Below are 24,410 nucleotides of genomic sequence, written 5' to 3'. Positions count from 1 at the left end.
AAGCCGTTGTATTAACTGAATAAAAACCACACCTTTCCTGTGGATAAGGCTGATGCTACCTTAGCCTGCATGTCAGTCATGGACGTCATCCCCAAACTTGCGGTGCAGACCATCGGCGTGGTGCTGCCCAAGGGCGGCGCTGTGCCCCAGGACCGTGCTGCGGCCGTGTCCGGTGCCGTCGGCGGCCTGCCCGGCGTCGAAATCATGCTGCAGAAGCTGCTCGAAATCCGTGGCGAGATCGGCGGCGCCGAGAAAATGATCGCCGAACGAAATGCCGCGGTTCGCGTGTTCCATGGCGCGCCGATCACCTATGACGGCTTCGGCAATGCGACCCGGCGGCCGCCAAGCTCGTCCATCTTCCTGGTCGCCTGATCCGGCAGGCTTGTACCGCCCGGCGAAAGCCGTTATTCGGCGAAGCAGGCTCTGTTTCCGCTTCAACCTGCGGCCCTTCCGATGTCTGCCTCTTCCGGCACCCCTGAAATCAGTTTCGTGATCCCGGTCTACAACAAGGCCGGGATTCTGCCGCTGGTGCTGAAGGCGCTGGCCAGCCAGCAGTTGCCGGTTCCTGCGGAATACATCTTCATCGACGATGCCTCGACCGATGCCTCGGTGTCGGTCCTTGAAGCGCATGCCGGCAGCCTTCCCGCCGTCACCATCCTGCGCAATGTGCAAAATGCCGGACCGAGTCTGCGTCTGAACCAGGGCGCGGCTCAGGCACGAGGTCGCTATCTCTGTCTGATCGATGCCGACGAGCTGATCGTGCCCGATGCCGTCACGCTCATGCATCGGCTGCTGCAGGAACGGCAGGCTGACATGATCCACGCCAAGGTCGCCAAGTCCGATCAGGAAGCCGGCAGCATCCAGCTTCTTCCGCTGGGCCGCATTCCCGAAACCGACGTCAGCGACCGGCCCCTGCATGCCATCATCCATGGCCGCGGTTTCGTGCGCATGGCCTGGCTGGTGGAGACGGCGTTGTTCCGCGCGGCCGGTGGCTGCGACGAGCGGTTGTTCATCCAGGATGAAGCCCTGCCCCTGCGCCTGGCCGTGAAAGCCCGCCGCTTCATCGATTTCCGCGGCCCGATGACCCATGCGCCGCGCATCGCCTCGCATCTGTCGGCCGACAAACGCCAGCAGCATCACGACCGGTTCTTCGCTTACTACAACCTGCTGCAGGATGCGCCGCAGTTGCCGGCTGATGAGCGCCGCCGGATTGCCGCAACCTGCACCTCCGTCACCTGGAAAGCGCAGCAGCGCAGCGCCCTGGCCCTGGGGACTGCGCCTGTGCTGCACGCCTATCTGAAAACCAGACTGGGCCTCGGCGTTTCCGCGACCTTTCTCGACCAGGCCGCCGCTGCCTTTCGCGCATTGCCCGGCATCCGTCGTCCGCAGGCCGCATCATGACCATGTCTTCCGTCTATCTTGCGACCGACACCGGCTGGACCGAGAAACTGCGTCGTCTCTGCCTGCTGCTCTTCGCACTGCTGCCGCTGCTGCTGCTGGTGTGGCGCGGCGGCGCCGATGCGGCGGCCTCGGTGATCGGTGTCGCCTTCCTTGTCGTGCTGATCGCCCGCCGCCAGTGGACGGTGATGACGCAACCGCTGCTGCTGGTCCTGCTCATCACATGGCTCATCCTCAATGTCGTCATCTCTCCACTGGCGATGCATGTCCCCAGCTCGTTCTCGCGCAGCGTCGTATGGCTGCGCTTCGTGCTGCTGTTCGCGGCCGCCACCTGCTGGCTGATGCCGTCGCGGAAAGACATGGGCATCGTGGCCATGCTCTGGGCCGCAACACTGGCCTTCGCCGCACTGGATGGAACCGTGCAATTGTTCATGGGCAGCTCGCTGACCGGCCAGCCGCTGTTCAACAACCGCCTGACCGGCCCTCTTGACCGGCCCAATATCGGCATCTTCGTTGCGCGGATCGGTCTGCCGCTGCTGGCGGCAGCCGTGTTCCTGCTGCACCGGAAAGCTCATGCCGCCAAGGGGCTGATGCTGGCCGTCCTGCTGGGGCTGGCCTTTATCCTGGTAACCGGCGAACGCTCCGCCATGGCTCTGGCGGTCGTCAGCATCCTCTGCATCACCGCCGTCATCATCGTCGCCATGCCGGGATACCGCCTGTATGGCCTGCTGTTCATCGGTGGCGCAGCGGCCGTACTGGGTACGATCGCGGCTATCAGCGAGCGCGTCATGACTCGCGTGACTGCCTTCCTGTCCGTCGTTGAGAATGTGGGGGCATCGCATTATGGCGAACTGTTCTCGGCCGGCCTGACGATCTGGCGCCAGAATCTGCTGACCGGCGTGGGGATGAAGAATTTCCAGAATGCCTGCGACCTGATCACGCGCAGCCAGATGAAATACGACTGCCCGCAGCATCCGCACAATGTCTATATCGAATGGCTGGTGGAAACCGGCATCATCGGTGCCGCAGGCTATTACGCTTTTGTGCTGCTGCTGGTCGGCGGCCTGGTCGCCATGATGCTGCGGCATCCAAACCTGCGCATTCTTGGCGCCTTTGTCGCCGGCAGCTTCACCGTGCTGCTGTTTCCCTTCACCGCCAGCCAGAGCATCTTCAGCAACTGGCCGGCGCTGCTGTTCTGGTGCGGTCTGTCCATGACGGTGGCCGTCGCCAACCTGGCCCGCCGCGGAGAGGCCTGAGCCGTGGCAATCCTGGTCATCAAGCATTCGGCGCTGGGCGACATGATCCTCGCCCTGCCGCTGCTGGCTGCAATCCGCCGCCATCATCCGGGCGAACATATCGTGCTGCTGACGACGGAGCCCTACGTGGACCTGACCCGCCGCTCGGGCTCGGTCGATGAAATCTGGACCGATCCGCGTGCACGCCTATGGCAGATTGGCAAGACCATCGCACTGATGCGTCGCATCCGGCAGGGCAATTTCAGCCGCATCTACGACCTGCAGGGCAGCCAGCGCACCAAAAGCTATTATCGCCTGCTGGGCAGCCCGCGCGATATCTGGGTCGGCAATGCAAAGGGCGTGCGGTATCACATCCCTGACCCCATTGCGCCGATCCATATCAGCGACCTGCGCGCGCAGCAGCTGGCGCTGGTCGGCATGCCTGATCCGGGCCTGCCGGACCTGAGCTTCCTGCAATCCGACGTCACGCGCTTCGGCCTGCCCGCGCGCTTTGCGTTGCTGGCGCCCGGCGGCGCACCGCACCGCCCGGCCAAACGCTGGCCGGCGCAGCAATTCGCCCTGCTGGCACAGCACCTGCTGCAACAGAGCGTGACACCACTGCTGATCGGTCGTGCCGCCGAACGCGCCGAGATCGAGGAGATCGCCGCCGCCGCGCCCGGCGCACGCAGCCTGTGCGACCAGACCTCGATTGCCGATCTGGCGACGCTGGGCCGCAATGCCGTCCTTGCTGTGGGCAACGATACCGGCCCGATGCATATCATCGCCGCCAGCGGCGCACCGTCCGTGGTGCTGTATTCAAACGAGTCCGATCCGCGCAAGGTGTCACCGCGCGGCGATCATGTGATCAAGCTGCAGCGCCCGAGCCTGCAGGACCTGCCCGCCGCCGATGTGATCGCGGTATTACCGGCTTAAATCCAGCGAATGGGCCAGCGTGCCCCCGGCCGCAGATAGCTCCAGGCCAGCACCGCGACCAGCAGGATCAGCAGTGCCGGCAGCAGCGGATAGGCGAGAAACAGCCAGCCGCTTTTCAGGTTGAGCACGATTAGCGGATTGGCGCCGGCTGGCGGATGCATGATGCCGCAGGCCTTCATCACCACGGCGATCAGCGCCACGCCCAGCCCCATGGTCCAGACATTGCTACCGAAGAGCTGCAGCAATGCAATACCGATGGCCGCGCCCAGCAGGTGCGATACCAGCACCGCGACCGGCCGCGACCCTTCATGCGTGGGAAAGCAGAACAGCAGGATGGCCGTGCTGCCCAGCGAAGTCAGCGCCAGGCCATGCTCGGCATCGATGATCCACAGCACCAGCCCCAGGCTGGGCACGATGCCAAGCAGAATCCACACGGCATCCAGAAGACTTGCCCTAGTCACGGTCGGTTTTCTCATCTTCCCTGAACAGCGGCAGCGTATCGCGTTCGGATCGCGAGGCCAGCGGTGCGCGCGGATCGGCGATCCAACCGGCGATATCACGCCATACCGTCTCTGCCTGCAGATCGCGCAGCAGCATATGCCAGCCTTGCGCATAGATGCCGATGCGCAGGTCGATGCCCGGTACAGCGCGCAACGTCCCGACATAGGCTTCGACCGGCTTTTTCGGAATGATCTCGTCCTTCACACCATACAGCAGTAACACCGGCAGCCCGGTCGGCTGTACCTCGGCGGCCTTGTCCATCAGATTGACCAGGCCGTGGATCGCATCCACACGGGTGGCCTTGATGAACAGCGGATCGCGCGACAGGCGACGCAGCATCTCGATATTGTTAGACGCCTGTATTTTCAGGCCACTGCCGGTGAAGGTCTTCCATGGGATGGTGTAGCTGGTGAGCCACAGCGCCATGCGATAATGCACCGGCATGGTGGCACGGCCCCAGACCGCCGGCGCCGTCAGTATCATGGCCTTGGGGCGATCCTTGATGGCACTGCGGTTGAGCGCATGCAGCGTCACGGCGCCGCCCATGCTCTCTCCCAGCCAGTAGACCGGCACATCCGGATGCATGCGACGCAGGGCCGCACTCAGCTCGATCACGTCATCGGCGATGCGATCCTCGCCCGGCCACAGACCGGTGAAGGGCGCACGACCGAAGCCGCGCTGGTCGGGTGCATAGATGACGATGCCGCGGGCCGACCACCATTCGGCGGCCTCGGTGAAGGCGTTGCTGTAATCGTTGAAGCCATGGATGGCCAGAATGACCGCCGTCGGCTTTCCCGTCGGCAACCAGCGGCGCAACGGCAGGATGCGGCCATCGCCGGCCTGCCATTGCAACTCGGGCTCCACCGATACGACCGGCTCGATCATTCCGTCACCTGCCGGCTGCAGGCGCGGCGCGCAGGCCGTTCCCGTCAAAAGCAGGCAGACCAGCGCCAGCGTCGCGAACCCGCGCCGCAGCACTGCCATTACAGCTTACCGTCGACGGGAATGACCCGTTCGGCCGGAAAGACCAGCGTCGCCGTGGTACCGGCGCTCTTGCGGCTGGCGAGATGAATCCGGCCGCCATGCAGTTCGATCAGCCGCCGGGTGATCGGCAAGCCGAGGCCGCTGCCGCCGCCTTCACGCGCGCGCCATGAGTCACCGCCCTGCGAGAAGGGTTCGAATACCAGGCGAAGCTGGTTGTCGCTCATGCCCGCACCGGTGTCGCGGACGCGGATCGCCAAATCACCTTCACCAAGCACAACGGCGGCAATCTCGATACTGCCGCCTTCAGGCGTGAACTTGATGGCGTTGCTGAGCAGGTTGAGTAGCATCTGCCGCAGCAGGCGTTCGTCGGCATAGAGATGCGGCACCATGGCCGAAAGATTGTGCTCGAGCGACACCCCCTTGCCATCGGCGGTCACGCCGACCAGTGACATTGCCTGATCGATAGCCTGCACCAGGTTGACCTCGCTCTCCGTGAGCTCGAGCTTGCCTGCCTCGATCCGCGACATGTCCAGCACGTCGTTGATCAGCGACAGCAGATGATGCCCGCTTTTCTGGATGCCGTCGACATAATCGGCATAACGCGCATTACCTACCGGTCCGAACAGGCCCTGGCGCATGATATCGGCAAAACCGAGAATGGCGTTGAGCGGTGTGCGCAGTTCGTGGCTCATGGTCGCCAGGAAGCTGGATTTTGTGCGGCTGGCCTCTTCCGCCTGCCGGCGCGCCAGTTCCAGATCAGCGGTCATCGACCGCATCTCGGTATGTGCGATCTCGGTGGCGCGCAGCTGCCGCATCAGCGCATAGGCAAAGCCGATCACCAGCAGCCAGGTGATCACCGCAGCCGCAATCAGGGTCGAGTAAAGCCGCGAGAAGCGCTCACGCGCCTCTTCCAGACGCCGGATGCCCAGCGCATTGACGCCACCGCTGAAAACATTCAGGTCAACCGTGATGCTTCTGGTGGACTGCGCGAGCTCCATCCCCGCCACCCTGTCACCGGCTTCGAAATCCGCCACCGGCTTTTCCCATGTCTGGATCGTCCGGGCGATACGTTGCAGCACCGGATAGAGTTCGCGGTCGCTGCGATAGACCGCACCAGCCTCGCCGGCCTCGATGGTCTGCAACCGGCTGATCAGAATGTCGTAGCGTCGTCGCATGTCGGCGCGGCTGGCCTGGGGCACATCGGCCAAAACCTCCAGCAGGCTGCCGCGGAAAGCCTGATGCTCGTTGCGCATCTGCACGCCGTCCCACATCACGTTCTGGAACGAGAAGCGGCTGTATTCGGCATGCTGCATGTAAAGATAGCTGGCCAGCACGACCGACAGCGCCACCACGGTAGCCACCATCACCAGCACGAACCGCCGCCCCGCGCCCGACAGGGCCTCGGGATGCGCCTGCACTGTTTTCGGCAGGAAGCGGCGCGGCATCAGGCCTGTGCCCTCATGGCCGCACGTCCAGGCGATTCAACTGCCAGACCGAGCGCAGATAGATGCTTTCGGTGCGGAGAGCCACATCACTGTCATAAGGATAGATGATGAAAAGCGGCCCCTTGTCGCGGATGGTCAAATCCACGCCATCGGCTTTCATCGCCAGGATCACATTGTGACGCTGCACATCGCCCACAGGCAGGATGGCGGCGTAATCGTTATGCGCCAGAGCCTGGACACTGCCGCCCTGCGCGCCCACTGCCTCCAGAACCGCGCGTAGCGGCACGCCCTCGAAGCGGATGGCGGACTTCCCGTGCCAGGGCGTGGCGGTGACCACCTCGACCCAGCCCAGCTTTGTCAGCATGGCGCGGTCGAACCGGGCTTCATTGCCGACATTATGCCGCAGGATCTGGCCGCTGATCGTGAGCAGGACCTCGCCCTGCGGTGGCGGCAATGGCTCAACGGCCCGGACAGCCGGAGCAAGCAACGCAAACAGAAGGATCACGCAAGACAACTGCCGCCAGTCCCGACGCAGCAGTCCGAAGCCATTCCCGATCAAGACCCCAACCCCAATGCAGTCCCCGTTCCATCCGGAGTGACATTGCGGTGGAGAAAAATCAATAGAAGCTTTTGCTATGGCACTTACAGCGTGCGGGTCAGGCCGCCATCGACATCCAGAATCGCCCCATTAAGGTAGGCCGCCTGCGGAGAGGCGAGGAAAGCCACAGCCCGGGCAATCTCTGCGGGTTCGCCGAATCGCGCGATGCCCATGCTGCGCGGTAATTGGGCGGCGGCATCCGACTCCGACAGGTTCTGCTCCTTGGCGAAAGTACGGATTCGCACCTGCAGCCGTTCGGTGGCAATCGTGCCGGGATTGATCGCATTGACCCGCACACCATCCTGGATGCCGCGATCGGCCAGTACCTTGGTCAGGTTCATGCTGGCGGCATTGACCGAGCCGCCGATGGCGAATTCCGCCGTGCCGGTGCGCCCGCCGACGCCGATGATACTGACAATGCTGCCTGCGCTTTTGCCCAGATGCGGCCAGGCAGCGCGGCTCAACCGCATCGCGCCAAAGAATTTCAGCGCATAGCCATCGGTCCAGTCTTCTTCCGTCAAGGTGAGAAAATCGCCGCGCTTGGTGGCGCCGGCATTGTTGACCAGCAGGTCGAGGCTGCCGAAGCGCTTGATCGCGGCATCCACCACCTGCGCCGGCGCATCGGGATCGCGTAAGTCCACTCCCTGTACTAGCGCCTCTGTGGTCAGGCTGCTAGCCAATGCCTCCAGCAGATCAACCGAGCGCGCCACCAGAACCAGCTTCATGCCTTCGGCGGACAGGGTTTCTGCAATGGCACGACCAATGCCTTTGCTGGCACCAGTGACGATGGCGACTTTGCCTGCGAGTTTGAGGTCCATAAACTTTCCTCTGAGGTATGCTCAGGTTAATTTGAGACATAAGAAAACAGGGAGGCGACATGTTTCGCAACGATCTATTCCAGGGAAAACGCATTCTGATCACCGGCGGCGGCACCGGCCTGGGCAAGGCGATGGCGCAGCGCCTGATGGAGCTGGGTGCTGAACTGCATATCTGCGGCCGGCGCAATAGCGTGCTGCAGGAAGCGGCACAGGAGCTGCACAAGGCCACCGGCGGCGCAATCCATACCTATCCCTGCGATATCCGGGCGGCCCAGGCCGTGGACGAGATGATCGAACTGATCTGGCAGAAGCACGGTCCGCTGGACGGGTTGATCAACAATGCCGCCGGCAACTTCGTCGCCAAAACGGAAGACCTGAGTCCGCGCGGCTTCGATGCCATCGCCAATATCGTGCTGCATGGCAGCTTCTACGTGACACAGGCGGTGGGCAAGCGCTGGATCGCGGCGAAGCGCGGCGGCAGCATCGTTTCCATCGTCACGACATGGGCATGGACCGGCTCGGCCTTCGTCGTGCCGTCTGCGATGTCGAAGGCCGGCGTCGCGGCGATGACGCAGTCGCTGGCGGTGGAATGGGGACCCAAGGGCATCCGCCTGAATGCCATCGCGCCCGGTCCCTTCCCCACCGAGGGCATGACCAAACGGCTGGCGCCGACCGAGGAACTGGAAAAACGCCAGATCGGCGCAATCCCGATGCGACGCGTCGGCAACATGCCCGAGCTCGCCAATCTCGCCGCCTTCCTGCTGGCCGATGATGTCGCCTATCTCACCGGTGAGGTGATCGCCCTCGATGGCGGCCAGTGGCTCAACTCGGCCAGCGGCTTCGGCTATATGAGCGACCTCAGTGATGAGGAATGGCAGGAGCTCCGCGCCAGCATCGAAGCCACCAATGCGAAGGACAAAGCCAAACGCACAGTCTAATGCGGCCCCATAAACCGAAATGATATGGGGTCATGCATTGGTTGCATCGGAAACTGTAGGTATTTCAACGAAATAAAGCCTGGCAAAGGCTTCGCATTGCCGTTGCGGAAGCGCAGACTGTGCCTCTGTTTTGAGCAGACAGCAGAGGCACGGTATGAGCAGCGATCCGACCACCCGCCTTGAACATGACTCGCTTGGCGAGATGGCGATCCCGGCGGGAGCCTATTACGGCATCCAGACGCAGCGCGCGATCGACAACTTCCATATCTCCGGCATCGGCATCAACCACTACCCCAACCTGATCCGGGCGTTCGGCATGGTGAAAAAGGCCTGCGCGGCGGCCAACAAGAAGCTGGGCTATCTCGAAGCCGAGAAATACAAGGGCATCGCCCAGGCCTGCGACGAGCTGATCGCCGGCAAGCTGCATGAGTGGTTCACCATCGACGTCTTTCAGGGCGGCGCCGGCACCTCGACCAACATGAACGTCAACGAGGTGGTGGCCAATCGCGGCCTGGAGCTGCTGGGCTTCCACAAGGGCGAGTACCAGCACCTGCATCCCAACGACGACGTGAATCTGTCGCAATCGACCAACGATGTCTATCCGACCGCTGTCCGTCTGGGCGTGATGCTCAGCCATTCCGAACTGATGAAGGCCCTGGACAGCCTGGCCTACGAATTCCGCCAGCGCGGCGTCGAATTCGCCGACGTCATCAAGCTGGGCCGCACCCAGCTGCAGGATGCCGTGCCGATGACGCTGGGCCAGGAATTCGAGGCCTTTGCCATCAATATCAAGGAAGATGTCTCGCGCGGCGACGAGATCGTGAAGCTGTTCCGCGAGATCAACCTGGGCGGCACGGCCGTGGGCACCGGCATCAACACCGAACCGGAATATTCCAATCTGGCCATCGAGGAACTGACGCGCGCCAGCGGCTTCGACATGGTGCGGGCTGCCAACCTGATCGAGGCCAGCTGGGACATGGGCGCCTTCGTGCTCTATTCCGGCATGCTGAAGCGCATCGCGGTCAAGCTTTCCAAGATCGCCAACGACCTGCGGCTGCTGTCATCCGGCCCGCGCGGCGGCCTGAACGAAATCTCACTGCCGCCAATGCAGCCGGGCTCCTCTATCATGCCGGGCAAGGTCAACCCGGTGATCCCCGAGGTGGTGAACCAGGTCTGCTTCCAGGTGATCGGCAACGACATGGCCGTCACCATGGCGGCCGAGGCCGGGCAGCTGCAGCTGAACGTGATGGAACCGCTGATCGTCTACAACGTGCTCAACTCGATGCAGCTGCTGTCGCGCGCCGCCAACACGCTGGCCGAGAAATGCGTCAGCGGCATCCAGGCGAACGTGGAGCAGGCCAAACGCCATGTAGAGGCCAGCGTCGGCATCGTCACGGCGCTGAACCCCTATATCGGCTACGAGAAGTCGGCCTGGCTGGCCAAGGAAGCGCTGAAATCCGGACGCACCGTGCGCGAGCTCTGCATCGAGAAGCAGTGGCTCACCGAGGCCCAGCTCGATGACATTCTCGATGTCGCCAAGCTGACCGCGCCGCGCCGGCGGGGTCGCAAGATCGTGGCACCCCCAACCTGACCGCGTGCGGTATTCGCATTCTGCAGCAGATCGCCTGTTTGTCTTTTGACTCGGTTCCGCCGGGCTCCTAACCTCCTGTGACAAGGCTGCGTATAAGCAGTCACAGGAGGAAACCATGCCCGCACTGCACCGCCTGCCGGCGCTGTCCGTTCTTCTGTTGCTCTCTGCCTGCACGACCGCACCGCGCGACCCTTCGGCGGCCTGCGTCGGCCCGCTCCAGCCCATCGCGGCCACCAGCATCGGCCTGCCGACCAATGGCGCGGTCATTGAAAGCGCAACGCTCACGGCGCCCTCGACTGCTGCCGCGATGGCCAACCCGCCCTTCTCGCCCCTGCCGCCCGAACTGATCGTACCTGCGCTGCCCGAGCATTGTCGGGTCATCGGCGCGATCGCCGCGATTGATCCGCAGGCACCGCCGATCCGCTTTCAGGTCAACCTGCCCAGCCAGTGGAACGGCCGCTCGCTGCAATATGGTGGCGGCGGCTTCAACGGCGTGCTGATTACCGGTCTGGCCATGCCGCCGGCCTCGCGCCCCGACCGGCCACATCCACTGGCACGCGGCTATGTCACCTATGGCACCGATTCCGGCCACCAGAATGCACTGAATGTGCCGCTGCAGGCCTTTGCGCTGAATGACGAGGCCTTGGTCAACTTCTCGCACGCCTCCTACAAGAAGGTGCGCGACGTGGCGGTCGAACTGATGAAACGCCGTTACGGCAAGGCGCCGGAGAAACTGTACTTCTTCGGCAGTTCCGAAGGCGGCCGCGAAGGCCTGACCATGGCCCAGCGTTATCCCAATGACTTCGACGGCATCTTCAGCCGCGTGCCGGTGATCAACTGGACCGGACTCCAGGCTGCCGGAACCCGCATGGGCATCGCGCTGACGCAAGGCTGGATCAGCCCCGACAAGGTGAAGTTGATCGCCGATGCAGCACTCAATGCCTGTGATGACCGCGATGGGCTGAAGGACGGCATCATCAGCGATCACGAAGGCTGCAAGCGCATCTTCGATGTCACGCGCCTGCGCTGCCCCGGCCCTGCCAATCCGATGTGCCTGACGCCGGCTGAAATCCGCTCGGTACAGACACTGCATTCCTCGGTGAATTTCAATTTCGATCTCGCCAACGGCATCCGCAGCTATCCGGGCTGGGGCATCGGTGGCGAAGCGGCATCCGGCACCGGCCCGGTCGGCGGCTGGGTGAGTTGGCAGACCGGCACTGCGCCGCCCACCGTGCCCGCCACCAATGCCAGCAGCCGCGCCTGGCTCTATGGCAGTGGGGCGATCCAGTATTTCTACGCGCGCGATCCCAATTACGATCCGCGTCAGTATACCGTCGACAGTTTCCGCGAACGCACGCAGGTGGTCTCAGGCCTGATGGACTCCACCAACCCGGACCTCAGCGCCTTTGCCGGCCGCGGCGGCAAGCTGGTGGTAGCCGAGCAGATGGCCGATTACGCCCAGAGCCCCTATGCCGGCATCCAGTATTACCAGTCGGTGGTCGACAAGATGAGCCAGCCTGCCGTCGACCGCTTCATGCGGCTGTACGTCACGCCGGGTGCCGATCATGTCGGCGTCGGTGCGCCGTCGGCGGTCGACATGCTGGAAGTGGTAAGCGACTGGGTCGAGAAAGGCACGGCGCCCGGCAATCTGGTGCAGAGCGCGCATCAGCCGGCACCGCCATTTGCGATCACGGCATCGCGTCCGATGTGCCGCTATCCGATGTTCCCGCGGTATCGCGGCGGTGACGCCAGCGCGGCCGCCAGCTTCGACTGCGCTATGCCGTAAGGCTCAGGCGAAGGCCGCGTCCGCCGTCATCGCCAGCGCGTCATCGGCATCGGCGATCCATAAGGAGAGGCTGCCATCATGGGCAGTCTTCGCGCGCAGCTGGAACGGCTGCCCGTCAATCACCGGACGGCGGCCACGGAAGCTGAAACTCTTCAGCGCCTGCCCCGGCCGCAGGCTGGTGGCGAAATCCACCAGCAGCGTCGCCAGCAAAGGCCCATGAACCACCAGTCCGCGATAGCCTTCAACGGCCTTGGCATAGTCGCGATCATAATGGATGCGATGGCCGTTATAGGTCAGCGCCGAATAGCGGAACAGCAGCACCGGGTCGGCCGTGAATCGCACCTGCCACTGGTTGTCGCCCGAGGCCGTATCCGGTTCGGGCAGCGCCGCGCCCGGCAGTTCCTCGCGATAGACGATGTCATGGCGGTCGGTGACGGCGAGGCTGTCGGCATCGAAGATTTCATGCCGCACGGTGACGAAGACCAGCCGGCCGCTGCGACCGGATTTCTCTTCAATGGATTCAACCGTGGACAGCCGCCGTGTCGGTAGGCCCAGCGTCAATGGCCGATGAAACTCAAGACGACTGCCGGCCCACATGCGCCGTGTCTGGCTGCCCCAGATTTTACCCACGTCCGGCAGGAAACCGCCGAGCGCCGGATGACCGTCGCGGCCCAGCCGCTCACGGGCAGCCATGGTCCAGAAATACAGCCAGTGCCGCAGCGGCGGCAGCGGGCGATCTTCCACCAGATCGGCATCGGACTGGCCCAGCGCACGCGCCAGCGCTACACAGCGTTCGGGCAAAAAAAGATCGGCGGCCTCTTCCGTGCCGCCGATCCAATCTTTCAGAACCGTCTTTGTCATCGCACCTGACTTAGTGGCGTGACTTGCCGACCGCCTCGCGCAGCAGCAGGTAGACCTTGCCGATATCGGCAGTCACGAAGGCCGAGGTCAGCAGTTCCTCGTGCTCCACGCCCTTGGCGCCGGCCAGCACACGCTCGAATTCGGCGATGTAGCGGTCGGTGAAGTCGCGGAATTCGCCATTCTCCTGATACTTGTCGCGGATCTTGTCGAGGTCCTTCTGGTCGATCAGCTTGCGGGTGAACAGGCCACGCTCGCCCTTGTAGTAGCGGCGCCACAGGTCTTCCGACAGATCGCGATTGAGCAGGCGGCTGATATCGATGGCCATCGAGTTGAGATGGCCGGTAACAAACGCCGCCGTCTTGAGGAACTGTTCGCCGCGCAGCGCCTGAGTGGCCTTGCGCAGGGCTTCGGCCTCGATGCTGGCCGTGCGGGCCGCCTCGGCCAGAGCCTTCGAGTCCGCCTTGAGGCTGGCTTCGGCAGAGGCCGCCTCGCTGGCGGCGCGGGCCGCAGCCGACGACAGTTCCTGCGCGCGCTGGCCCAGGATTTCGGCGGTCTCGACCGCACGCGCACTGGCGCGGTCGGAGATGGCGCTGAACTCGTTGCCGGTGCGGGCCATGCGCTCGCCGATCTCGGTGACCTTTTCCGAGAGACGGCCGGCGCGGGTATCGATCTCGTCAGCCTGGCGACGGAAGCCGTCCGACATCCGATCGGTCTGCTTCATCGCATCCTCGACGATGTTGGCCAGTTCGCGCGTGCGGTTACGCAGCACTTCGCTGGCATCGTCGATACGGCCCGAGGCATTGCCCACCGCGAGGTTGATCTCGCGGGCGCGGGCGTCGAAGGTCGACCCCACCTGCTCGACGCGGCTGACCGCCTCGTCGGACACGCGGGACACTTCCTGCGCCTGGCGGCGGAAGCTGTCGCCGATATTGGCGGTCTTGAGGATCGCCGCATCGGAAGCCTCGGCCAGTTCCTGCACACGGCCGCGGAAATTCTCGCGGATGTTTTCGGCCTGGCGGGTCAGCTCGCTTGAGAGCGAGGTGAGTGCTGCGGCCTGATCGTGGATGGTGCTGCGCAGTTCCAGCGTGCGGTCGACCACGCTCTGTGCCGCTTCGCCCAGTTCGAGCGAGCGCACGCGGGCGGTGTCGCCGGCGGTGTTGATGCTGCCGGTCGCCTTCTCGGCGGCGGCATTCAGCGCCACCACTTCCAGCTGGGCCTTGTCACTCATCGCGACCAGTGCGCTGGTCTGGTTCGACGCCTTCTCGGCAAGGGTCGCCATCGCCTCTGCGACATTGACGGCCAGGTCCTGCAGGTCCTTGGCGCGCGCCTGAGCGGTGCTGCCGGCAAGCTGCGATTCCATCGCCGCACGTTCGGCGGCAGCACTCAAGGCATGCGCCTGAACTTGCGCGGTCTCACTCACCTGATGCAGACGCTGGGCGGCGCGTTCGGCGGCGGCCTGCAACTGCACGGCATCCTGACCGGCGCTCTCGCCGGCCGAGCGCAGGCGCTGGGCGGTGCGGGCGGCGGCCTGATCGAGGCCATCGACCTGATCACGGACGGTCGTACCGGTCTCGCTGATGCGCTTGGCGACGCCGTCGATGGTGACGCCGAACTGTTCGGCATGGCCGCGCAGCAGCGTGCCGGCGGCGCCGATCTGATCGTCGGTGCGCTGGGTGGCCTGGGCCAGCAGCGCATTGGCCTGCGTCATGGTGTCCTGGACCTGCGCCGCCATGTCGAGCGCTTCGCGGCCCGACTGGGCCAGGCTTTCGATGCGCGCCTTGATGGTGGCATCGGCGTCGCCGATCTTGGTCAGTGCGCGATCCGCGGTTTCATCCAGCGTGTCGGCACGCTGCTTCAGTTCGTCGCCGGTGCGCAGCGCGCGATCGGCGATCTGCTGCAGCGTCGAGGTCATGTTGGCGCCTTCGCGGCGCAGCGCATCGCCGGCCTGGGCCAGACGCTGGTCGGCCTGTTCGGCAGCGGAGGCGAGCTGGTCCGACTGGTGACGCACGAGATTGCCGGTCAGCTTCAGGCGCTGTTCGGCCTGAGTCGCGGATTCGGCGAAGGCCTCGGCCTGCTGGGTGGCGGCGGCGCCAGCCTGTTCCAGCGCGTTGGTGCGGGTGCGCATGTCGTCGGCCGACAGGCGCAGCTTCTCGGAGACGCGGGCACCCTGCTCGTCGAGCACGCCGACTTCTGAACGGATGGTTTCACCGATGTCGCGGATGCGGCCAATCGTGGTGCCGGTGGCATGCTCGATCTCGCGCACGCGTTCACGCAGCACGGTGCCGGCGGCTTCGGCGCTGTCGATCACCTTCTGGCTGGCGCTGCTGAACACCTGGCTCTCGCGGCCGAAGCTTTCGCTGGCGGCAGTGGCGCGCGCCACGGTGACTTCGGCGGCGGTGGTGATGATCTGCGCGGATTCGGCAAAGCCCAGACCAATGCGGCCGGCTTCGCCGCTGGCGCGGGTGACGGCCTGTTCGAGCGTCACGATCTTCTGTTCAAGCTGGGCAGCGATCTGCTGCGCCACTTCGGCGGCGCGGTTCACGGCCTGGTCCATCAGCTCGCCATGGCGGCGCGACAGTTCGTCGACGCGCTCGTTCTGGAACTGGATGGCGGAGGTGATGCGTGAAATTTCCGACGCCTTGTTCTGGAAGATGCCGCGTGCGGTTTCCACTTCGCGCACGATCACATCGGCGGCCTGCAGCAGCACCTGCGCCTGCGTCGACACGGTCTGGCCGATGCCCGACACCTTGGCGTTCATTTCGCTACCGACCTTGTCGGCGACGTCCACAAGCGCGCGGCTCTGTTCCTCGAAGCGGCCCGCAAGGCCCTTCACGGTACTGTCGAGATCGCGGTTGACCTGTTCGGCCGCGGCGATCAGTGCCTGCGACGACTGGTTCAGCGTGCCGCCGATCTGGCGGGCCTGCTGGGCGACCTGTTCGCCGGCGCCGGCGGCGGCCTGCATCAGGGCCTGCTGCTGGCCGGCCATGGTCTCGCCCAGATTGGCGATCTTGTCGGTGGCGGACTGCGCGGCCTCTTCCATCTCGCGCGCCTGACGACGCAGCGCACCGGCCAGCGCCGAGACGCGGCGCTCGGCTTCCGGAGTGGGATAGCTCAGGTCGAGCAGGATTTCGTGCAGGGCGGCAGCCTGGCGCTTGATCGCCATGCCGCGCCACATGTTGAGCAGCAGCAGCCAGAGGAAGGCGAGCGGAGCTGCGACGCCGGCGATGAACGCGCCCACTTCATGGGGCAGCGCATGCCAGAGATTGGTCCAGCCGATCGAGTTGTCGATGTAGAGGACGCAGGTGAGCAGCCAGAGCGCGCTGACCGCGCCGCCTGCCGCCACCAGCATCAGCCGTTTGCGCTCCAGCATTGGCTGGCCGATCAGCTCGGCGGCCCTGGCATCGGCCTCCTGCAGCGCAGATTCGCTGGCAGACTTGTTGGCATTGGCGGCCATATCGGCGCGCGGGTGTTTGATCAGCATCGCAACCTCCCCCGTCGGGGCCTGGAGACAGTCTCCGGCCCGGTCGGATCGCGTCATCTTCCGCATTGAAACACAAAAGACCGGGGCGGGGCGGAAAACCCGCGCCGGTAGCACACCATATTTAGGGTCGGAATAGTTAACAGCGCCTTGCCCGAAAGCCCGGAACAGGATTCGAAATCGTCCCTGTGAGTCCCGGGGATAACTTTTTTGAGTCACCCCGAAAAATGCTCTCCGTGCGCGACACGGCATAAAATAAGGGGGTTCACGCTACTCAGAGTCCGTCAACGGGTTTTTTTACAGGTTGAGGTCACACATCCCATTGACCCTCTCTTAACCGTGAGTACCATATGTTGTGTTCGTTGGACCTGTTTCGTGACGACGCTGCGCCGCCTTCGAGGCCGCTTTTTGGGGCTTTTACGGCTTTGAAGGTGAAAGGGCGGGGTGCGCGGCCGCCGGAATAAGGGATCAACGGGCGTAAACCTTTGGATTTTTTTGTTTTACGGCCGGGCCGGTTGACCCCGAAAGGGTACCGGGCCGCGATAATGAGGGGAAGCAAATCCGTGCTGAACACTCTGCAAACCGAACGCGGTATCCGCATCGACGTCGACCGCAGCCGCGACCGCCTGCTGACCGATTTCGGTAAAGCCACCCTGGACGACCGCTACCTCCTGCCGGGCGAGTCCTACCAGGACCTGTTCGCCCGCGTTGCCGGCCACTATGCCGACGACACCGCGCACGCCCAGCGGATGTACAGCTACATCAGCCGCCTCTGGTTCATGCCGGCCACCCCGGTGCTGTCGAATGGCGGCACCAACCGCGGCCTGCCGATCTCCTGCTTCCTGAACGAAGCCAATGACAGCCTCGACGGCATCCTTGGCCTGTGGAACGAGAATGTCTGGCTAGCCGCCCGCGGCGGCGGCATCGGCAGCTACTGGGGCAACCTGCGTTCGATCGGCGAAAAGGTCGGTCAGAACGGCAAGACCTCGGGCATCATCCCCTTCATCCGCGTGATGGATAGCCTGACGCTGGCGATCTCGCAGGGTTCGCTGCGCCGTGGTTCGGCCGCCTGCTACCTGCCCGTCGATCACCCGGAAATCGAGGAATTCATCGAAATCCGTCGCCCCAACGGCGGCGACCCGAACCGCAAGGCGCTCAACCTGCATAACGGCATCCTGATCTCGGACGCTTTCATGCGCGCTGTCGAGGCCGATGAACAGTGGGCCCTGCTGAGCCCGCATGACCAGACCGTGCAGCGCACCGTCTCGGCCCGCGCGCTGTGGATCCGCATCCTCACCGCCCGCATCGAGACCGGCGAGCCCTACCTGGTCTACATCGATCATGTGAACCGCGCCCTGCCGGAACAGCACAAGCTGGCCGGCCTGCGGGTCAAGACCTCGAACCTGTGCAGCGAAATCACGCTGCCGACCGGCATCGACCATCATGGCGTGCAGCGCACGGCCGTGTGCTGCCTGTCGTCGCTGAACCTGGAATACTTCCATGAGTGGAAGGAGCATCCGCTGTTCATCGAGGATTGCCTGCGCTTCCTCGACAACGTGCTGAGCGACTTCATCGCCAATGCCCCGGACAGCATGTCGAAGGCGCGTTACGCCGCCGAGCGCGAGCGTTCGGTCGGCCTGGGTGTGATGGGCTTCCACTCCTTCCTGCAGGCCAATGGCGTGCCGTGGGAAAGCGTGATGGCCAAGGTGTGGAACCGCACCATCTTCAAGCACATCAAGGACCAGTCCGACGCCGCTTCGCGCAAGCTGGCGGAAGAGCGCGGCCCGTGCCTGGATGCGGCCGAGTACAACATCATGGAGCGCTTCTCGCACAAGATCGCGATCGCGCCGACCGCGTCGATCTCGATCATTGCCGGCGGCGCCTCGCCGGGCATCGAGCCGAACGTGGCCAATGCCTTCACGCACAAGACCCTGTCGGGCTCTTTCTCGGTGCGCAACCGTTATCTCGAGAAGGCGCTGGAGCAGTATGGCAAGAACGACGAAGACACCTGGTCGTCGATCACCACCAACGGCGGTTCGGTGCAGCATCTCGACTTCATGTCAGATGACGAGAAGGCTGTGTTCCGCACTGCCTTCGAGATCGACCAGCGCTGGCTGATCGACCTGGCCGCCGACCGCACGCCGTTCATCTGCCAGGCGCAGAGCCTGAACATCTTCCTGCCGGCGAATGTGCATAAGCGCGACCTGCACCAGATTCACTTCCAGGCCTGGAAGAAGGGCGTGAAGAGCCTCTACTACTGCCGCTCGCTGTCGATCCAGCGCGCGGAGACGGTGTCGGGCAAGTCGGCCGCCGATCTCAACAGCAATGTTGTTTCAATCCCGCTGGCCGGCAAGGTCAACGAAGGCGAGCGCCCCATGGGCGTGCCTGCCGATGTCGAGCTGCCGCTCGCCGCCATGGCCGCCATGGCCGCCGCAGCCGCTGGCGGTCCGCGCGAGGCTGTCGATTACGACGAATGCCTGTCTTGTCAGTAAGATTGGCCTGCCAGTAAAAGGTAAAACCCTCGGGAATTAGACCGAGTTGGGGAGAAGACCACGGCCCGGAAGAAATTCCGGGCCGTTTTTTTGATTGAGCCCGGGGCCCGGAAGAAATTCCGGGCCGTTTTTTTATCTACACGCAGTCGTCATCGCACACAGGCCCGTCTCACGGAAACGACATTGGCGTGCCGCTGATCCGCTCACCCAGAGTGTCGCGCCGCATGAGCGGTCGACAAACCGGGAGACCAAAAATGAAGACGTATCTGATGGGGGCAATGGTGCTGGGCGCCATGCTGATGGCGCAGCCGGCCGAGGCACAGCTCGCCAACCGCAAGGCGATGACGCTCGCCGCCGCCGAAACCGCGCTGGCCGCCGCCAAAGCCGAAGCGGTCAAGAACAACTGGACCGTGGCAATCGCCGTGGTCGACGAGGCCGGCAACCTGCTGGCCTTCTCCAAGCTCGACAACACGCAGCCCGCCAGTGTCGATATCGCATTGGGCAAAGCCCGCACGGCTGCGCGTTTCAAGCGTCCGACCAAGGCGCTGGAAGACGCGGTGGCCGGTGGCCGCAACGTGCTGCTGGCGCTCGACGGCATCACCCCGCTGGAAGGCGGCGTGCCGATCATGGCTGATGGCATCGTCATCGGCGCCATCGGCGTCAGCGGCGTGATGTCGAGCCAGGATGCGATGGTCGCGCAGGCTGGCGTCAGCACGGTGAAGTGAGGTAACAGTCTGCGGCCCGGGATATTCTCCCGGGCCGTTTGCTGCGATCAGATATGCGTCAGCGGACGGCTGGCGGTTTTCTCGTCGCGCGCCTGCGTCTCTTCCCACAGCTCGGATGCCGCGAGGAAGGTGATCAGCAGGCCAAGCCCCAGATGGCAGGCCACCGCCTGCGACGCGCTCACGTAATCGAGCAACCAGCTCGACACGATCAGCCACAGGCCGAGCGCGATGTTCAGCCACTCTTCCCACGGCTCCAACTTCGCGATGGCGAAGGCCGAGAGCAGCATGATCGCCGCACCGACAAGAATCGCGTTCCACATCGGCGCCGGCGCATGGGTGAAACCGAGCATCCAGGGCGAGATCAGAACGGCAAGGCCGAGCAGCAGATCGGCCCAGTCCTGCCAGTGACGGTAAATGAAGGGTTTGAGCACAGCCATCGCGTACCTCCCTGCCGGGTTCGCGCTGGCGTGATTGCCGACGCAGGCCGGCTTGCAGACTTTCGCTTCTATCGTCGTCTTGTTCCTGTCGCCATCTAGGCTGTCCGACCGTTCTGCCAGATCTCGATGGCGGCGATCGCCACGACGGCCGCACCGATGCCCAGATGGGTAAAGCTCGCCGCGTGATATGGCACGAAACCGATCAGCCAGGGCGACAGCATGGCCCAGATACCGAGCAGGCCGCTCAGGTAAATTTCCCAGCCATCCAGCAGCGTGAGCGCCAGCGCCGACAGCGCGAAAACCAGCAGGCCAATGGCGACGGCATTGATCGTCGCCGCTTCCAACCCGGTATAGCCGAACAGCCAGGGTGATGCGGCCAGCAGCAGACCGAGTGCCGTATTGGCCCAGTCCTGCCAACGCCGTCCGCCTTGTGAATCATGGCGCGGATCGTGATGTGTTACGTGAGCCATGGCACACCTTTTCTCCGGATGCTTCATCCGGCCCATTTTCATGAGCAGCGTGCGGCGCCTCCCCCCGTGCGGCGACGCAGGGTTCACCATTGACATAGGGTGGTCCAGCTTCGTTTGCCAGTGGGCTGCCTCCGGTCCTATCTCTCTGGCTTATCCCGCCTGATTTTCGCGGCATTCCGCCACGGCATGCCGCGACGTCTCCCTCCTGACCGCATTCCTTCGCCGATCATCTCTCGCTAGCATGCCGCCTTCTGCGAAAAAGCGATGAGACGCGAACGATGAATCTCTGGCTGCGACTGATCTGGATGCTGCTCACGGTCTGGCGGCGCAAACGTGTCTCCATGCTGGAGACCAGCACGCTTGGCCTGATGGTCATGCCCAACGATCTCGACTTCAACGGCCATGTGAACAATGGCCGTTACCTGACGCTGGCCGATGTGGGCCGGATGGATTTCGTGCTGCGCAGCGGTGCGGGACGCGCAGCATTGGCCCAGCGCGCCCTGCCTATCGTCGGCGATTCACTCGCCAAGTTCCGGCGTGACCTGAAAGTCTTCGAGCGTTTCGACATGCAGACGCGGCTGCTCGGCTGGGATGACAAATGGACCTTCATGGAGCATCGCTTTCTGAAGCGTGGCCGCGTTCATGGAGTCGTGCTCATCCGCGGCCTGTTCCGCGGACCGCAGGGACCGATCGCGCCGGGCACCTTCCTGACGCTGATGGGGATCGCGGTTGAATCCCCGGCCCTTCCCGGCTGGGTGCAGGACTGGAGCCAGAGTTGCGATGCGCTCAGTCAGGCGCTGCGGCAGGAAGAAAGCGCCGAACCCGCCAGAACTGCCCCCTGAATAATGCGCAGGCGGGATTTACCGCCTGCGCATAAGAGACGATTAAATCTTGACCCAGCGGCGTGCGCCTATATGGCCGCCTGCAGCGGCGGCCAATAGGCCAAGAGCGACGGTGAAGAAAGCCCAATAGGTCGCCGCGGCCAGCGCCTTGGCCGTGGTCTCGGCAGCTTCCTTGGCTTTCTGCTCGGCGGCCTCAATGGTCTGCTGGATACGGGCTTCGGTCGCCTCAAGCTTCCCCTTGGCGTCTTCGACCGACGAATTGTTTACCCGTGCCAGCATTTCGGCGGCCCGGGTCTTGTCTGCATCCTGCCAGCTTCCATCCCGCAGGCGCTTGGTCATCAGGCGTGCGAGATCTTGGCCCGCCTGTTCCGGGGACATCTGGTCAGCCGGCGTAGCCGACATGTCCTCGGCCGCCCGTCGCGCCATATCGGCAAAGCGGTCGATACCGCCCTGCTGGCCCTGCTGGCTCATGGCGGCACCGACGCCGGCAGCCCCCAGACCCGTAGCCGTGCCGACACTGGCGGCAGCGACCGTGTTGGCGCCCTGCACCGCTGCGCTGGTCGCCCGCATGACCGTGGTGGCCCCGATCAGACCGACCAGCATGACGGTGATGGCCCAGACGACGCTTCCCCGCACGCAGCCATCCCGCTGCGCCAGACAGGGCACGGCATAGCCAGCAACATATCCGCCGGCGAAAAAGCCGATCACGGTGGCCAGGGTCAGCCACAGGGTTGCCAGGATGCCCGCCGTTGCGGCCTTGGGGGCATTTTCCAGCCCGAATCCGGCTGGCGTGAAGCCCACACCGGCACCCAGAAGGTGAAGGGCGGATGCAACAGCCAGTGCGATGGCGATGCCGGCAAATGCGGCGCGCCAGGAAAATCCTTCCACGTGAAATTCCACGTCATCGGGATAGCCTGTGTCGTAATGATGAGGGGTGGCGATAGTGAGGGGCATGGGAGTCTCCTTCAGAATGAAAATGGAGTATTGGCGTTTCGCGATAATTCACGGCACGGGTCTCGTTCGCGGTCGATTACCACAAGGAGTGAGGGTTTTTTTGCCGGGGCAAGGCCAGTGCCTCGATGATTCTGGCTTTCAGGACATCGAGGTCGTAGGGCTTACGAATGAGGGCACCCACGCCATGCCCGCGATCGGGTGCAACGCCGGATGTCATCAGGACGGCGACATTGGGAAAATTGATCTCGATCCACTCCGCGAGCTCATTGCCGTCCATCACACCCGGCATCTGAACATCGGTGAACACCAGATCCACCGAATGATCCATGAGCGTGTCGATGGCATCCTCAGCCGTACCGGCTTCCAGAACGGAATATCCTGCCGATGCCAGATATTCGACCGCGACCAGCCGCACCACAGGCTCATCCTCAACCACCAGAACCGTCGGCGGCCTGACAGAGGACTTACTTCCGGCATCTGTCATGTGAAACTCGATCATGGCTGGAGGAAAACCTTTATGCAGCCGTCCTTTTTCTCTTTGAATATCTCATAGGCATCCGGAGCCTTATCGAGCGGCAGCCGATGCGTGATCACGAATGAGGGGTCGATATCGCCCTTCTCGATCAGGGCCAGCAGTTCAGGCAGATATTTCTGCACATGCGTCTGTCCCATCTTCATTGTCAGACCTTTGCCGAACGCGGCGCCAAACGGCACCTTGTCGAGGAATCCGGCATACACTCCGGGGACCGATACCGTTCCGGCCTTACGGCAACAGTAGATTGCCTGCCGCAGAACATGCAGCCGATCGGTCGCCAACCCGACAAAGTTCTTAAGGCGATCGAAAACCGCATCAACCGAACCCCAGCCATGGGCCTCCAGGCCCACCGCATCGATGCAGGAATCCGGCCCGCGCCCTCCTGTCATTTCTTTCAGGCGGTCGTACACGTCGTCATCGTCGGAGAAATCGATAGTTTCCGCCTTGCCATGATCGCGGGCCATCACCAAGCGCTCGGGCACATGATCAATGGCAATCACCCGGCCGGCGCCCATCAGCCAGGCGCTCTTGATGGCCATCTGGCCGACAGGCCCGCAGCCCCAGATCGCAACCGTATCGCCGGGTTGAATATTGCAGTTCTCGGCAGCCATCCAGCCGGTCGGGAGGATATCCGACAGGAAGAGGACCTGGTCATCGCGCAGACTGCTTTCGATCTTGATCGGACCGATATCGGCATGCGGAACCCGTACATATTCAGCCTGCCCGCCGGAAAATCCGCCATAAAGATGCGAATATCCGAACAGCCCGGCGCCAGCGAAACCATTCAGCTTCGCATTGGCTTCCCTATCGGGATTGGTGATATCGCAGCAGGAAAAGAGCTGTTTTTCACAGAAGTAGCAATGACCGCAGGCAATCACGAAGGGCACAACGACCCGATCGCCCTTCTTTACGCGCGTCACGCCAGGCGCGATGTCGACAACCTCGCCCATGAATTCATGGCCAAGAATATCGCCCTCCTTCATAGCGGGAACATAGCCATCCAAAAGATGCAGATCGGAACCGCAAATGGCGGTAGAGCTGACCTTTAGGAGTATATCTCCAGCCTCTTCGACTTTCGGATCGGCAACGTTGTCGATACGCACGTCATTACGGCCGTGCCAGACTAATGCCTTCATGATGTCCTCCGCTGCATGCGGAGACCAACCGAGCGCTACAGTCAGCGTTCCTCTTTCACTGAAGTTGTCACAAGCGTATCGCATGCGCCTGTGAAACGGCATCGCTCAGCGATTTCATGCATGATCCAGAATCATGAAAATCCGGATTTGCCCGTATTCGGCGGTTCCGCCTGCAATCCGTCCTATACGCCATCACCTGCGCAGCCCGGCTTGCAAAACGCATTCTCAACATACGTCACGCGCACTGCATCCA

General features: G+C 63.5%; 22 protein-coding genes. 10 read left to right on the top strand and 12 right to left on the bottom strand.

Going from position 1 to position 24,410, the window contains the following annotated elements; translation table 11 throughout:
• Positions 1-78 precede the first annotated feature (78 nt).
• The 4 genes from AC1RRE_RS08550 to AC1RRE_RS08535 all read left to right on the top strand — a co-directional run bounded on the left by AC1RRE_RS08550 (position 79) and on the right by AC1RRE_RS08535 (position 3,566).
• Positions 79-372, top strand: a complete 294-nt coding sequence (locus tag AC1RRE_RS08550) for a hypothetical protein (RefSeq protein ID WP_492980701.1) — start codon at positions 79-81, stop codon at positions 370-372.
• 81 nt (positions 373-453) lie between these two features.
• Positions 454-1,401 carry a glycosyltransferase family 2 protein gene (locus tag AC1RRE_RS08545; RefSeq protein WP_492980700.1) on the top strand — a complete coding sequence of 316 codons (948 nt, stop codon included), beginning with the start codon at positions 454-456 and terminating at the stop codon, positions 1,399-1,401.
• On the top strand, positions 1,398-2,654 hold the full coding sequence (locus AC1RRE_RS08540) for an O-antigen ligase family protein (protein ID WP_492980699.1): 1,257 nt from the start codon (positions 1,398-1,400) through the stop codon (positions 2,652-2,654). The genes AC1RRE_RS08545 and AC1RRE_RS08540 overlap by 4 nt, the downstream gene beginning before the upstream one ends.
• 3 nt (positions 2,655-2,657) lie before the next feature.
• Positions 2,658-3,566, top strand: a complete 909-nt coding sequence (locus tag AC1RRE_RS08535) for a glycosyltransferase family 9 protein (RefSeq protein WP_492980698.1) — start codon at positions 2,658-2,660, stop codon at positions 3,564-3,566.
• Here AC1RRE_RS08535 and AC1RRE_RS08530 read toward each other — a convergent pair.
• From AC1RRE_RS08530 to AC1RRE_RS08510, 5 genes are all read right to left on the bottom strand, one after another.
• Positions 3,563-4,027 carry an HPP family protein gene (locus AC1RRE_RS08530; RefSeq protein WP_492980697.1) on the bottom strand — a complete coding sequence of 155 codons (465 nt, stop codon included), beginning with the start codon at positions 4,025-4,027 and terminating at the stop codon, positions 3,563-3,565. The genes AC1RRE_RS08535 and AC1RRE_RS08530 overlap by 4 nt on opposite strands.
• Complete coding sequence (locus AC1RRE_RS08525; protein ID WP_492980696.1) at positions 4,020-5,051, bottom strand: alpha/beta fold hydrolase; 1,032 nt, start codon at positions 5,049-5,051, stop codon at positions 4,020-4,022. The genes AC1RRE_RS08530 and AC1RRE_RS08525 overlap by 8 nt, the downstream gene beginning before the upstream one ends.
• The gene (locus AC1RRE_RS08520; protein ID WP_492980695.1) at positions 5,051-6,496 is read right to left on the bottom strand and encodes a sensor histidine kinase; all 1,446 of its coding nucleotides are present in this window, start codon (positions 6,494-6,496) and stop codon (positions 5,051-5,053) included. The genes AC1RRE_RS08525 and AC1RRE_RS08520 overlap by 1 nt, the downstream gene beginning before the upstream one ends.
• Before the next feature lie 13 nt (positions 6,497-6,509).
• A complete protein-coding gene (locus AC1RRE_RS08515) occupies positions 6,510-7,001 on the bottom strand; it encodes a putative pterin-binding protein (RefSeq protein WP_492980694.1) in 492 nt (163 codons plus the stop codon).
• Positions 7,002-7,138: 137 nt separating this feature from the next.
• Positions 7,139-7,912 carry an SDR family oxidoreductase gene (locus AC1RRE_RS08510; RefSeq protein ID WP_492980693.1) on the bottom strand — a complete coding sequence of 258 codons (774 nt, stop codon included), beginning with the start codon at positions 7,910-7,912 and terminating at the stop codon, positions 7,139-7,141.
• Between the two features lie 59 nt (positions 7,913-7,971).
• On the opposite strand from AC1RRE_RS08510, the gene AC1RRE_RS08505 reads away from it, so the two are divergent.
• The 3 genes from AC1RRE_RS08505 to AC1RRE_RS08495 all read left to right on the top strand — a co-directional run bounded on the left by AC1RRE_RS08505 (position 7,972) and on the right by AC1RRE_RS08495 (position 12,227).
• On the top strand, positions 7,972-8,850 hold the full coding sequence (locus AC1RRE_RS08505) for an SDR family oxidoreductase (RefSeq protein WP_492980692.1): 879 nt from the start codon (positions 7,972-7,974) through the stop codon (positions 8,848-8,850).
• Positions 8,851-9,004: 154 nt separating this feature from the next.
• Positions 9,005-10,441, top strand: a complete 1,437-nt coding sequence (locus tag AC1RRE_RS08500; protein ID WP_492980691.1) for an aspartate ammonia-lyase — start codon at positions 9,005-9,007, stop codon at positions 10,439-10,441.
• Positions 10,442-10,556: 115 nt separating this feature from the next.
• Positions 10,557-12,227: a tannase/feruloyl esterase family alpha/beta hydrolase gene (locus tag AC1RRE_RS08495; RefSeq protein WP_492980690.1), complete on the top strand. Its 1,671-nt coding sequence runs from the start codon at positions 10,557-10,559 to the stop codon at positions 12,225-12,227.
• A gap of 3 nt (positions 12,228-12,230) precedes the next feature.
• Here the strand turns inward: AC1RRE_RS08495 and AC1RRE_RS08490 are convergent, their stop codons facing one another.
• Together AC1RRE_RS08490 and AC1RRE_RS08485 are read right to left on the bottom strand one after the other, a co-directional pair.
• The gene (locus tag AC1RRE_RS08490; RefSeq protein WP_492980689.1) at positions 12,231-13,088 is read right to left on the bottom strand and encodes an HTD2 family dehydratase; all 858 of its coding nucleotides are present in this window, start codon (positions 13,086-13,088) and stop codon (positions 12,231-12,233) included.
• Positions 13,089-13,098: 10 nt separating this feature from the next.
• The gene (locus AC1RRE_RS08485) at positions 13,099-16,569 is read right to left on the bottom strand and encodes a coiled-coil domain-containing protein (protein ID WP_492980688.1); all 3,471 of its coding nucleotides are present in this window, start codon (positions 16,567-16,569) and stop codon (positions 13,099-13,101) included.
• 560 nt (positions 16,570-17,129) lie between these two features.
• Here AC1RRE_RS08485 and AC1RRE_RS08480 point away from each other — a divergent pair.
• Entirely contained in the window at positions 17,130-19,058 is a 1,929-nt protein-coding gene (locus AC1RRE_RS08480; RefSeq protein WP_492980687.1) for a ribonucleoside-diphosphate reductase subunit alpha, read from the top strand.
• Between the two features lie 254 nt (positions 19,059-19,312).
• Positions 19,313-19,783, top strand: a complete 471-nt coding sequence (locus AC1RRE_RS08475) for a GlcG/HbpS family heme-binding protein (RefSeq protein WP_492980686.1) — start codon at positions 19,313-19,315, stop codon at positions 19,781-19,783.
• Between the two features lie 47 nt (positions 19,784-19,830).
• On the opposite strand, the gene AC1RRE_RS08470 is transcribed toward AC1RRE_RS08475, so the two are convergent.
• Both AC1RRE_RS08470 and AC1RRE_RS08465 read right to left on the bottom strand, forming a co-directional pair.
• Positions 19,831-20,220: an SPW repeat protein gene (locus tag AC1RRE_RS08470; RefSeq protein ID WP_492980685.1), complete on the bottom strand. Its 390-nt coding sequence runs from the start codon at positions 20,218-20,220 to the stop codon at positions 19,831-19,833.
• Between the two features lie 95 nt (positions 20,221-20,315).
• A complete protein-coding gene (locus tag AC1RRE_RS08465; RefSeq protein ID WP_492980684.1) occupies positions 20,316-20,690 on the bottom strand; it encodes an SPW repeat protein in 375 nt (124 codons plus the stop codon).
• 278 nt (positions 20,691-20,968) lie between these two features.
• On the opposite strand from AC1RRE_RS08465, the gene AC1RRE_RS08460 reads away from it, so the two are divergent.
• Complete coding sequence (locus tag AC1RRE_RS08460) at positions 20,969-21,532, top strand: thioesterase family protein (protein ID WP_492980683.1); 564 nt, start codon at positions 20,969-20,971, stop codon at positions 21,530-21,532.
• Positions 21,533-21,574: 42 nt separating this feature from the next.
• Here the strand turns inward: AC1RRE_RS08460 and AC1RRE_RS08455 are convergent, their stop codons facing one another.
• The 3 genes from AC1RRE_RS08455 to AC1RRE_RS08445 all read right to left on the bottom strand — a co-directional run bounded on the left by AC1RRE_RS08455 (position 21,575) and on the right by AC1RRE_RS08445 (position 24,157).
• Positions 21,575-22,486, bottom strand: coding sequence for a hypothetical protein (locus AC1RRE_RS08455; protein WP_492980682.1), 912 nt, complete (start codon positions 22,484-22,486; stop codon positions 21,575-21,577).
• A 76-nt stretch (positions 22,487-22,562) separates the two neighbouring features.
• Complete coding sequence (locus AC1RRE_RS08450) at positions 22,563-22,985, bottom strand: response regulator (RefSeq protein ID WP_492980681.1); 423 nt, start codon at positions 22,983-22,985, stop codon at positions 22,563-22,565.
• Positions 22,982-24,157 carry a zinc-dependent alcohol dehydrogenase gene (locus AC1RRE_RS08445; protein ID WP_492980680.1) on the bottom strand — a complete coding sequence of 392 codons (1,176 nt, stop codon included), beginning with the start codon at positions 24,155-24,157 and terminating at the stop codon, positions 22,982-22,984. Before AC1RRE_RS08445 ends, AC1RRE_RS08450 begins: the two co-directional genes overlap by 4 nt.
• Positions 24,158-24,410: the final 253 nt, after the last annotated feature.

It is taken from the genome of Ferrovibrio sp. GW821-FHT12D07 (assembly GCF_058807275.1).
This window is presented reverse-complemented; position numbering and strand designations above follow the sequence as displayed.